7 protein-coding genes are annotated in these 12,368 nt (G+C 41.0%); 6 read left to right on the top strand and 1 reads right to left on the bottom strand.

Features of this window, described 5'->3' with window-relative positions:
- Positions 1–9: 9 nt before the first annotated feature.
- The 4 genes from FOF60_RS03925 (at position 10) to FOF60_RS03940 (ending at position 4,473) form a co-directional block, all read left to right on the top strand.
- Complete coding sequence (locus tag FOF60_RS03925) at positions 10–366, top strand: SCP2 sterol-binding domain-containing protein (RefSeq protein WP_192469674.1); 357 nt, start codon at positions 10–12, stop codon at positions 364–366.
- Between the two features lie 174 nt (positions 367–540).
- The gene (locus FOF60_RS03930; RefSeq protein ID WP_192469673.1) at positions 541–1,773 is read left to right on the top strand and encodes an ATP-binding protein; all 1,233 of its coding nucleotides are present in this window, start codon (positions 541–543) and stop codon (positions 1,771–1,773) included.
- A 204-nt stretch (positions 1,774–1,977) separates the two neighbouring features.
- Positions 1,978–3,168: an HD-GYP domain-containing protein gene (locus FOF60_RS03935; protein WP_192469672.1), complete on the top strand. Its 1,191-nt coding sequence runs from the start codon at positions 1,978–1,980 to the stop codon at positions 3,166–3,168.
- A 126-nt stretch (positions 3,169–3,294) separates the two neighbouring features.
- Entirely contained in the window at positions 3,295–4,473 is a 1,179-nt protein-coding gene (locus FOF60_RS03940) for a hypothetical protein (protein WP_192469671.1), read from the top strand.
- A 32-nt stretch (positions 4,474–4,505) separates the two neighbouring features.
- Here the strand turns inward: FOF60_RS03940 and FOF60_RS03945 are convergent, their stop codons facing one another.
- A complete protein-coding gene (locus FOF60_RS03945) occupies positions 4,506–5,558 on the bottom strand; it encodes a M20 family metallopeptidase (protein ID WP_192469670.1) in 1,053 nt (350 codons plus the stop codon).
- A gap of 280 nt (positions 5,559–5,838) precedes the next feature.
- Between FOF60_RS03945 and FOF60_RS03950 the strand changes: the two genes are divergently transcribed.
- Both FOF60_RS03950 and FOF60_RS03955 read left to right on the top strand, forming a co-directional pair.
- Complete coding sequence (locus FOF60_RS03950; protein WP_192469900.1) at positions 5,839–9,321, top strand: bifunctional 2',3'-cyclic-nucleotide 2'-phosphodiesterase/3'-nucleotidase; 3,483 nt, start codon at positions 5,839–5,841, stop codon at positions 9,319–9,321.
- 339 nt (positions 9,322–9,660) lie between these two features.
- Positions 9,661–12,048, top strand: coding sequence for an immune inhibitor A domain-containing protein (locus tag FOF60_RS03955; RefSeq protein WP_192469669.1), 2,388 nt, complete (start codon positions 9,661–9,663; stop codon positions 12,046–12,048).
- Positions 12,049–12,368: the final 320 nt, after the last annotated feature.

Genomic DNA, 12,368 nt, shown 5'->3' on the forward strand with positions numbered 1-12,368 from the left:
GGGGCTAGGATGTTGGAAAACAAGTCGGTCAGAGAAGTATGGCAGGAAATTGAAAGAGTCATGAAAGAAAGACCTGAGCCTATTAAAGGCATGAATACAGTCTATCAATATGACATTACTGGGGATGACAGCGGGACCTTCCAACTGCTGATCACAAATGGAACTGCCAGAGTGGTAGAAGGAACAGAAGAAACACCAGATTGTACTCTGAAGTTGTCAGATAAAAACTTCAAGAAGATGATCATGGGCAAACTCAACGGAACAGCCGCCTTCATGACAGGAAAGCTTAAAATCCAGGGCAGCATGGGTCTCGCACTCAAACTCGAGGGAATCCTCAACGAATACAACCTAAGCGAAACCGCATAAATAAATGGACCAGGCATCTGATCACCTGGTCCATTTCTCATTCCATAAAAAATTCCTTTCAATCCATAAAAAATATTTATTAAAATTTCATTGCGCAATGAGACAAAATGTAACAAGATGTGACACATCCTGATATAATAAGGCTATCAAGTTTTCAGATTTAAGGAGATTCGTATGGATCCACTCAAAAAAAATTCGGTTTTAGTATATGAAGAAGTAAAAGCAGTTAAGTTCTTTTTATGGACTTTTTATATCATATTATTTGTTTATGACCTGGCCTATTATTTTATCATACCTCATTATGGTGGAGAGGGAGGCAGGGTAGGATTCCCTGAGGGTGGCCTGGGATTTGTAATGCACTTCCTTCTCCTCTTATTGCTCCCTGTGGCTTTATATTTCATTAAAAAAGGCACACCTGAAAAAATTAAATACATGTATATATTTAGTTTCATGCTCCTCGATATTATCAATAATGCCATGATCTTTTGGGATAATGATAAGGAGTTTACCGGGGGGCATATCCTTGAGATATACTTTATTTTGTTCTCGCCGATCTTTGTAAATAAACGTTTTTTCCTGGTGACTTCAATTGGTTTCTTCTTAAAATATCTTTTGGATGGAATAATGTTTCATTCGAATAATGTTGTGTTCCCGATTGCGCTAATTATCTTTATCTCATTTATAACATGGGTTCTCCTCTCAAGATTCCAATCTTATGTAACGGCTATAACATCGATTCATGACGACTTAAGGCAAAAGGAAAAATTAGCTGTTATTGGACAAATGGCTACTGCTATTGCACATGAGATAAAAAACCCATTGTCTTCATTAAAAGGCTTCACACAGCTTCAGCAGGAAAAAGACAAAGATGATGATCATTACTATCCTATAATGCTAAGTGAAATTGATAGGATAAATTCTATTGTTACGAACCTCTTGATATTAGGAAGGCCTAACACAGCAGAAAAAAGTAAAAAAGATCTGAAAGAAATAATTGAGTATGTTCTTGTGGTGATTGAACCCCATGCCGATAGAATGAATGTAAATGTTGAGTTGAATCTTGCTGATAGTCCGGATTTAATATGTGACGAGAATCAATTAAAGCAGGTATTCATTAATTTAATCAAAAACGCCATGGAATCAATGCCAGATGGAGGTACTGTAAAAATTACATCTGCAGTTAGAGATGCTTTTGCGACGGTATCTATTCGAGATGAGGGATGTGGGATTGAGTCTGACAAATTACAGAAGCTCGGTGAACCATTCTATACAACTAAAGAAAACGGTAATGGGCTAGGTTTGATGGTAACTAAGAAGATAATAGAAGAGCATAATGGACATTTTGATATAAAGAGCAAATTAAATGAGGGTACAACCGTAGAATTAAAATTCCCGATTTATCCATAAAAAACTATAACTATAATAAATAAACTAAAAGGACTATTCTTAGAATAGTCCTTTTGGTTTATAATGAGAGATATTGTCGCTTTAGGTCGAAATTTAATAGGTATAAATACTCATATTTTTACTTAGGAGTTTATAAACTATTAATTTAGAAGGATTTTGGGCGATAACAATGATAACACAGCTGAACGATCGTGAGGTACCACTATGTATAATGAGAAAATTAATCAAACCTTCATTTATGAAGAACAAAGAGCTTTAAAGTGGTTCTTGATATTATTTTATACAGTCTATTTAATCTATGAAGTTTTTTACCATAGCTTTTATAAAAATATAGACTTAAATTTGCCTAGAGAAATAAATTATTGGGTATATATTTGGCTGCTTATTGCTTTACCTATTTTTATTCTATTAAAAAGGAAAGAAAAAGTTTACATATTTAAATATATTTTTATAATTGGTTACTTTCTTACTTCAATAATTAGTGAAGTTTCCATATATTCAAAGAGTAATCTCGAATATCAGAGTGGAAATGCTGTAGAAATCATAGCTGTTTTATTCACTCCATTTTTTGTTAATACACGTTTCTTTAGGGTAGTAACTGGTACATTGATATTCAAATATGCTTTTTTTGGATTCTATCTAGACTCTGAAAATACGATTGGTCCAATAGTTTTGGTTTTAATATTAAGTGGGATAGCCTACCTAATTTTGGTTCGCTTTCAAAGCTATCTAGTAACTATTAGAAAATCTTACGATTATCAGTTGCAAGGTATAGTTAAAGGAGTAATAGCCACAATTGAATTAAAAGATCCATATACAAGGGGACATAGTGAACGAGTAGCACATTATGCTCAGACTCTGGCCATTGAGACGGGGAGATTCTCACAAGAGGAGTTAAGTGCCTTTAACTACGCTTGTTTATTGCATGACATTGGAAAGGTTAATATACCTGACTCTATCTTAATGAAGCCAGGAAAGCTTTCAAAGAGTGAGTTTGATGTAATAAAAACACATCCGTCTGTTGGTGCAGAGGCTATTCTAAAAGTGAAGGGACTAGAAAGTAGTATAGCCATTATAATGTCTCATCATGAAAGATGGGACGGTAAGGGGTATCCAGAAAGCCTTAAGGGGGAATCAATACCGCTCTTAGCACGTGTCGTATCAATTGCTGATGCATTTGATGCAATGACATCCTCAAGATCTTATCGGGACGCACTCTCTGTTGATGAGGCATACACCAGAATAATAGATGGGCAAGGAACTCAATTTGATCCTCAATTAGTAGAATTGTTTAAAAAAATCTTCCCTAAATGGGTTCAATATCATCGGAGTTACGATTGGTCTACCACTCTTTCAGGTGAAGATTATAAAGATAGGGAGGAGGTAACAGTATGAAGATTCGTAAACTGAAAAAAGTAAAGACAACTTGCTGGTGGTGCATACTTTTATAATTTCTATAATTTCTTGTAAAGAAAGGGATCAGCTTTATAGCCTGATTCCTTTCTTTAAGTGGGGGCTTATATGGAACTAACCTATACTTCTGAAATATCACTGCTTCCTCTAAAAGTAAGAAAAGATAATCGTTATTATATTGTGGAGGATGAAGTTACTGGTGATTTCTATGAAATGCCAGAGGTTTGTATTACAGCTATTGAGTTAATGAACAAAAAAATTCCTCTCAGGGAAATTGAAAAGTCCTTGATTTATCAATACCCGGATGAAGATATTGATGTTTGGGGGTTTATTAACCAACTTTTAGAACTTAATTTGGTTAGAGAAATCGATGGTATACCTATCCAAAGAAGTTATGTGGAACAATCCAAATCTGGCTTTTCTTGGCTCCCACAATCCCTAGGCCGTTTCTTCTTCAATCCAATCAGTTCAAAGTTGTACGTCCTTTTACTCGGGGCAAGTATAGGTTTGATCCTGTTCAAACCAGACTTATTCCCACGCTATTCGGATCTGTTTATGTTTGACCTGATGTTCCAAAATATCATTACCTTGTTGTTGATCTCTTTCTTCCTTGTGATCCTGCATGAATTCGGCCATGTGCTTGCGGTCCGTTCTGAAGGTTTGCCGGCAAAAATAGAAGTGGGGAACCGTCTGTTTCTTATTGTGTTAGAGACCGATATGTCCCAGGTGTGGAAATTGCCGGCAGAAAAGCGCAATAAGCTTTATCTTGCCGGGATGAATTTTGATGTCGCAGTATTGTTCCTGGCATTGGCAGCCCAGTTTTTCGTGAGTGATAATGCCGTCACTATAGGATTGCTGAAGCTTGTCGTACTGGACACGTTTATCCGTCTAATATACCAAACTGCCGTTTTTATGAAGACTGACCTTTATTATGTCATAGAAAACCTAACCGGCTGCTACAATCTAATGGAAAATGGGCGCAACTTCTTGGCGAGATGGATGCCTTTCCTAAGAGTGCCAGAAACAGAGACCTTCGCCGGAGAAGAGAAGTTCGTTCGCAGATATGCCGGTTTTTACCTTGCAGGCGTCCTGCTCACGTTTATCATCACCGCCTACTACTACATCCCGCAAATGATCTTCGCGGTGAGCGAAATCATGTTGCCGGGGTTCCTGGAACCAATCACCAGCATTCGTTTTTGGGATTCGGTTGTCTTTTTGCTGCAAATAGTATTAGTTTTGGGTTTATTGTTTTACTCATGGACAAAGAAATATCGTTTAAGCAGTTAAAAAGACAGCCGAGTGGCTGTCTTTTAGTCTATTTAATAGCTTTTAACGTAATCTATCAAAATTTCCTTATACTTTTCGAGTGATTCCAGCTCGACAAATTCATCATCTCCGTGCCAGTTTGCTCCGCTTGGACCGAACTCGATTGCCGGGATTCCGTGTGCTGCGAAATACTGGGTGTCTGCTGCCCCGTGCTGGCCGAATATCACTGCTTCACCAGCAATATGTTTTTCCAAAACGGGTTTCAGCTGGTTGATGAATGGATCATCCTGTTTTGTCGCCACAGGGATTCCCTTCAGCCCAACGGTAACTTTGCCTTCTGATATCCCTTCGATTTGCTGCACAATTGAATCGGGATCCTGTCCAGGGAGATAGCGGATATCTAGGGACATGACACAATGATCAGGTACCTTATTAAAAACTTCACCACCGGATATGATGGCTAGGTTAACAGATGGTGATGGGTAAAACTCCGAACTTTCTTTTGTAAAAGGCAGTTCCTGCAGTTTTTCGTATACTCGATACGCTTTGACGATCGCATTATCACCTTCCCACGGCCGGCTGCCATGAGCGGATTTTCCGGTGACTTCGACTTCAAGCCTCAAGACACCTTTTGCCTGGAGGGCGATCCCCAACTGTGTTGGTTCAGAGGAGATGACAAAATCCCCGCGATAATCATTTTCTACAAGGTAGCCAGTACAATTCATCCCGCCGATCTCTTCGTCAGAAACAATCTGCAGCTGAATTTTTACCCCGATTTTTTGATTACGCAACTCTTTCATCGCCACCATCATCGCCGCAACTCCAGCTTTCATATCAGCTGCGCCTCTAGCGTAGATTCGGCCATTCTTTTCAACGGGAATAAATTGCTCTTTTTTTCCGCTGACGACATCAACATGACCATTGAATACAATCGTTTTATCTCCTTCGCCTATCTCGCAGACTACCATCTTATATCCGTTGTTTTCAATCAAACTCGGCTGCAATTTATGCTCAATAAGCCACTGCTTGCAAAACTCGACCGCCTGATTGGCACCTTCCTTCGTGGAGCTGTCAATCAGGATCAATTCTTTCAATAATTCCTTCATAGTTCAAACACTCCTTGAAAAGGGTCTACTGTACATTACCACTCTAGTATATTTTCAATCTCAATAATATATGGCAGAGCCTTATCAGGAGATATTTATTTTATATCATTCGAATGGGAATTTAGTTATAAGGGTGTGTATTTTAAATTGAGTGATATAGACCTAAATGCAAGCGTTTTTACGACAAAATGTTCAGAAAAGTCAGGTCTAACAGTCCATTTCCGAATTCATGATTCCTACTATAATTAAACACGTATCTACCAATTTAATCATTAAGGAGATGGATTTCTTGAAGAAGCCTTTTCGCAAGATAGGAAAAACTGTTGTCGCAACAACAATGGCATTGTCTGTGTTAGCGGGCCCAGTTTCTTATAAATCATTTGCAGCTGGGAAGCCGGATCAAGCGGGGAAGCATGAAGTGCAGCTGCGTATTATGGGAACGACAGATATTCATACAAATTTATATAACTTCGATTACTACAAAGGAGTGGCGGTTCCTGACTTCGGTTTGGCTAAAACGGCTACTTTAATTAAAGAAGCAAGAGAAGAAGCCGCTGGTAAAAACAGCTTGTTATTCGATAATGGTGACCTGATTCAGGGGAATCCGCTCGGCGACTATAAAGCCAAGGTTGATGTACTTGAAGATGGGGAAATGCACCCTGTCTTTGAAGCTATGGAACTATTGGATTATGATGCTGCGACAGTTGGAAACCACGAGTTTAACTATGGATTGGACTACCTTGATGAAGTCCTTGATGACGCGCCAATGCCGTATGTAAATGCCAACGTCTACAAGTATGATGGCGATGACAATCCTGACAATGATGAGAACTATTTTAAGCCTTACACGGTCTTTAATAAAAAGGTAACGGATACAAATGGCAAAACCAAGGTGATTAAAATTGGTGTTGTCGGTGCGGTGACACCGCAAATCGTCCAGTGGGACAAAGCGAATCTTGACGGAAAAGTGATTACGAAAGATATTGTAAAATCAGTAGAATCCCAAATTCCTAAAATGAAAGAAGAGGGCGCTGATATCATCATCGCACTTGCACACTCTGGAATTGGCGACGAAAAAGTAGTTGAGATGGAAGAAAATGCTGCATACGACCTGACAAAAGTTGAAGGGATCGATGCTATCATCTCCGGCCACAACCACCAGAACTTCCCAGGAAGCTTCACTGATTTGCCAGGCGTTGATGCTGAAAACGGCACAATCAATGGTGTTCCGGTCGTCATGCCGGGCAGCTGGGGAAATCAGCTTGGTGTCATGGACCTTACCATTGTAAAAGAAAAAGGCAAATGGAAAGTGAAGAGCTCCAAGTCTCAACTAAGAGCTGTCTACGATAAAGCGACTAAGACAGAGTTGGCAAAACCAGATGATGAAATTTTAGAAGCGGTAAAAGAAGATCATGAAGGTACGGTGGAGTATGTAAATCAGCCGGTAGGCAAAACAACTGCTGATATCCACAGCTATTTTGCATTAGTCCAGGACGATCCATCTATCCAAATCGTCACAAATGCACAGAAATGGTATGCTGAGAAAAAAGTAAAAGGCACTGCAGACGAGAATCTGCCAATCCTTTCAGCCGGAGCACCTTTTAAAGCAGGCGGACGCAATGGTTCAGAATACTATACCTACATTCCTGAGGGACAAATTGCAATCAAGAACGTGGCAGATCTTTATCTGTATCCAAACACAGTGGCAACTATCAAGGTGACAGGTGCGGATGTGAAGGAATGGCTTGAAATGTCTGCAGGGCAGTTCAACCAAATCGATGAAAATAAAACGGAAGAACAAGAGTTAGTTAACTCCACCTTCCCAACGTATAACTATGATGTCATCGATGGTGTAACGTATGAAATCGATGTTACTCAACCAGCAAAATACGATAAGGATGGCAATACGGTCAATGCGGAAGCAAACCGGATTAAAAACCTGCAATATAATGGACAGCCAATCGATCTGGAACAGGAATTCCTTGTTGTAACGAATAACTATCGTGCTAGCGGAAACTTCCCGGGTGTCAGAAATAAAACGGCAGTGGAAATGTATCCGGATGAAAACCGTCAGGTAATCATCGATTATATCAGTGAACTGGGAACAATCGACCCATCTGCTGATCATAACTGGAGTTTTGCAGGAGTCGAAAAAGAGCTGAATGTAACATTCACTTCTTCACCTGCTGCAGAAGAAGCGCTTCCGGAGTCAGGTTTGATTAACTATGCTGGAGATGCTGCGGATGGATTTGCAAAATACCAGCTGCACCTGCCAATCGGCCTTCAGCTTCTGGGAATCAATGATTTCCATGGCCAGCTGGACACTTATAACTCAAAAATCAATGCAGGCGGTGTTGAATACCTTGCTGCATATTTGAAAGAACGCGAATCTGAAAATCCTAATACATTGATGCTTCATGCAGGCGATGCTGTTGGAGCAAGCTCACCGGTATCTGCTTTGCTTCAAGACGAGCCTACTATCAAGATCTTGAACGAGCTTGGTTTTGACGCAGGTACTGTCGGCAACCACGAGTTTGATGAAGGTGTAGAGGAAATGATGCGCTTGATCGATGGTGGAGCCCATCCGAAAACAGTGGACAAGTATGGTGTATTCGAAGGTGCCAATTTCCCTTATGTCGCGGCTAATGTTGTTGACAAAGTTACAGGTGAGAGTATTTTAGATCCATATACAGTAATCGATGTAAATGGAATTCCAGTCGGTGTCATCGGGGTAGCTTTATCTGATACACCAAACATTGTTATTCCAAGTGCGGTCACAGACGTGCAATTCACTGACGAAACTGAAGCAATCAACTTCTATACTGAGGAGTTAAAGGCACAAGGTGTTGAAACAATTGTTGTTTTAGCGCATAACCCATCCTTTTCAAAAATGGATGGTTCTGACGCAGGTGAAGAGCTTGTTGAAATCGCCCAAAATGTCGATGATGAAGTAGATGTGTTGTTAGGCGGGCATAACCATGCTTTCACTAACACTAAAGTTGACGGCAAAATTGTCGTCCAGTCCTATTCTTCAGGTACAGCATTTTCAGATGTTGACATATTGATTAATCCTGTAACGAAGGACGTCATGGTTGGCAAATCTGAAATCGTCACAACATACCGTGATCAAATTGAGCCAGATGCTGAAATCAAAGCGATGCTTGACAGTTATGTTGCGGATGTCGCACCGATTCTTAATGAGGTGATTGGATCAACTCCTGAAATGATTACCCGCGATACTAATGCTGCTGGTGAATCTGCAATGGGTAACCTGGTTGCTGACGCTATGCGCTGGCAGACAGGCACTGATTTTGCCTTCATGAATTCAGGTGGAGTTCGTGCTGATATCGATGCAGGTCCGATCACTTGGAAAGAAGCATTCACAGTACAGCCATTCGGAAACGATCTTGTGAAAATGAACGTTACTGGCGAAGTCATCAAAACATTGCTCGAGCAGCAATGGGGCAGTAAAGTTCGCATCATGCCAATTTCCGGTCTGAAGGTAACTTATGATGATTCAAGAGCTGCAGGTGACCGTATTGTGTCGATAACGAAGAATGACGGAACACCTGTTGAAATGCATCAAACCTATTCAATCACAGTCAATAACTACATGGCTGGAGGCGGGGATGGATATGCAATCCTTGCGACGATCAATGACAAGACAATTGATGTAGTAGATTTGGATGCATTGGTCAACTATATCAAGGCCCACGGTGAAGTTAATCCAGAAATCGAAGGCAGAGTAACGAAATTAAATTAATAGTTTAGAAGGGGAGCGCAAATATGTGCTCCCCTTTTTTGCGGAAACCAGTATTTTCCTGATAGTCCATTAGAATCAAATTTAGAGACACGAAGAAAATTTCCCAATATGAAACTTTATTAAAATAGTTTTAAATACACTTATTTTTGAGATAGAAACAGGATGATAGACTGAGTTTTATTTTTAAAATAAGTTTTTTTAACAAAAACGAGTAATTTTATAGGTAAATATTATTATATTATAAAAATTTACAATATTTCAAAACCTTGCTACAATTTCATCAGATTCTTCAGAAAATATGAAAAATCGAAACTTGGAAAATAGCAGGGGGTTATCTTTTTGAAGAAGAAAAGTTCGTTGAAGGTTCTATCCAGCGTGGCAGCAAGTGCTGTATTCGCTTCTACATTATTTGCTGGTTCATTTGCAGGTTCACCAGCAGCAACTAAGACTGTTGAAGCTTCAACAGCGCCGGTATCTGCACCAATCGATCTAAACATTGTTGACCAGGACCGCCTTGCAAAGGCTTTGCAGGAGCGAGGCCTGATTGCGAAAGGTGCTTCATCGGAAGAAGTCAACAAAGCGGTAACAGAATATATTAAACAGAAGCAGGGAGCAAAAGCGGGCAAGACAGACAAGCATGCTGCCGAAGTTGAAATGGCCAAGAAGTCCAAGGACTTTTTGACAAAGCAAAAGGACAAGCTGACAAAGCAGCTTGAAAAAGGGCATGACAATTATAAAAAAGGCAAGCCAACAGGCTACGCGAAAGTGGATCCTGCGAAACAGGCTCCTTACAATGGCGGAGTCAGGGAGGACAAGGTTCTGGTTCTTTTAGCGGAATTCGCGGACTTCAAGCACAATAGCATCGAGCAAGAAGAAGGCTATATGTATTCAGACGATTTTAGCCGTGAGCATTATGAAAAAATGCTGTTCGGCGATGAAGAGTTCACATTATTCAACGGTGAAAAGGTTCAGACGTTCAAGCAGTACTATGAAGAGCAGTCTGGCGGAAGCTACACAGTTGACGGTCATGTAACAGACTGGGTAACGGTACCTGGAAATGCTGCTGACTATGGTGACGACAATCCGGAAGGCGGGCATGACAACAATGGAGAAGTTGGACCACGTAATTTTGTAAAAGATGCATTGAAAGCAGCGGTTGAAGGCGGTCTTGATCTTTCTGAGTTCGACCAGTTCGATCTTTATGACCTTGATGGTGACGGCGATCAAAACGAGCCGGACGGACTTGTTGACCACTTGATGGTGCTTCACGCTGGTGTCGGCCAGGAAGCTGGCGGCGGCAAGCTTGGTGACGATGCTATTTGGTCACACCGCTGGGTATTGAATGGAGTTCATAAAGTTCCTGGCACTGAAGGAACCGCTCAAGTACCTTATTGGGACGGATCAATGGCGGCATACGATTACACTATCGAGCCTGAAGATGGAGCGGTTGGTGTATTCGCACACGAATTCGGCCACGACCTAGGCCTTCCAGATGAGTATGACACACAGTACACTGGACAAGGCGAGCCGGTTGCATCATGGTCAATCATGAGCGGCGGCAGCTGGAATGGAGCAGTTGCAGGCACAGAGCCTACAAGCTTCTCTCCTCAGAACAAAGAGTATTTCCAGAAAATCATGGGCGGCAACTGGGCCAACATTACAGAAGTTAACTATGACGAAATTGACGAAAACGGTTTGACAGCAGTCATTGACCAGAGCGTCACGAAGTCAAAGAATAACGGCATTGTCAAAGTGAACCTTCCTAAGAAAAAGGTTCAAGGCATTGAGCCAGGTTTCGGCGAAAAGTACTATTACAGCACAAAAGGCGATGACCTGCACACTGCATTGGAAACACCTGTATTCGACCTGACAGCTGCAACGACAGCTACTTTTGACTACAAAGCATGGTACGAAGTAGAATTCGATTATGACTATGTATTTGTAAACGCAGTAACAGAAGATGGTACAGAAGTTGAGTTGGATGTAATCGGAGACGAAAACACTTCTGGCGGCATGGAAACAACTCAAGGTGAATGGGCAGACAAGTCTTATGACTTAAGCCAGTTCGCAGGCCAGAAAGTGCAGCTTGTATTTGAATATGTAACAGACGGAGGACTTGCTCCAGAAGGTTTCGCTATCGACAACCTGAGCCTGACTGTTGACGGCGAAGTTGCTTTCTCTGACGATGCTGAAGGCACTCAGCAAGTGACTCTTGATGGATTCATCTCTACAAATGGTTTGTTTGATAAAGACCACTACTACTATCTTGAGTGGAGAAATTACGCTGGCGCTGACAAGGGATTGATTGCCGGCCGCGGAGTGAAGTACAACACTGGTTTAGTTGTCTGGTACGGTGATGACAGCTTCACTGATAACTGGGTTGGCGTTCACCCGGGCGAAGGCTTCATAGGGGTTGTTGACTCTCATCCAGAAGCAATCGTCGGCACGCTTAACGGACAGGATTCTGTAAATAGCAGCACACGTTATCAAATTGCTGACGCAGCATTCTCATTGGATAAGGCACCTGCCTGGACAGTCGATTCTCCATCTCGCGGACTATTCGATTATCAAGGCCTTCCAGGTGTGACAACATTTGATGACTCAAATAAGTACATCAACGAACTGATTCCAGATGCAGGCAAAAAGCTGCCTAACTACGGATTGAAGTTCCAGGTCATCGGCGAAGCGAAGGATAACTCTGCTGGTGCAGTTTGGATCCATAAATAAGATTTAGTTTTTGAAGACATCGGGCGGCTTCTCGCTCGATGTTTTTTTGTGATATTCGGAGACATCACTCGCTCGATGTCTATTTATGAATTGGAAAAAATCGCTCAGAATTTCCAAGTCGCCAATAAAATTGGATTTTCGCCAATATATTAAAATTTTCGCCAATAAATCTGTGGAATCGCCAATATATTTGAATTATCGCCAATAAAATTGTGAAAACCGCCAATAAAACATAATCAGCTAAAAAACAATCTATAATAAAAGGTGCAAAATGCCAATTTTCAGGGGAATACTGGACTTATATTCGTGTTTTAGCTAGT

The sequence above is a fragment of the Mesobacillus jeotgali genome, assembly GCF_014856545.2.
Classification (GTDB): domain Bacteria; phylum Bacillota; class Bacilli; order Bacillales; family Cytobacillaceae; genus Mesobacillus.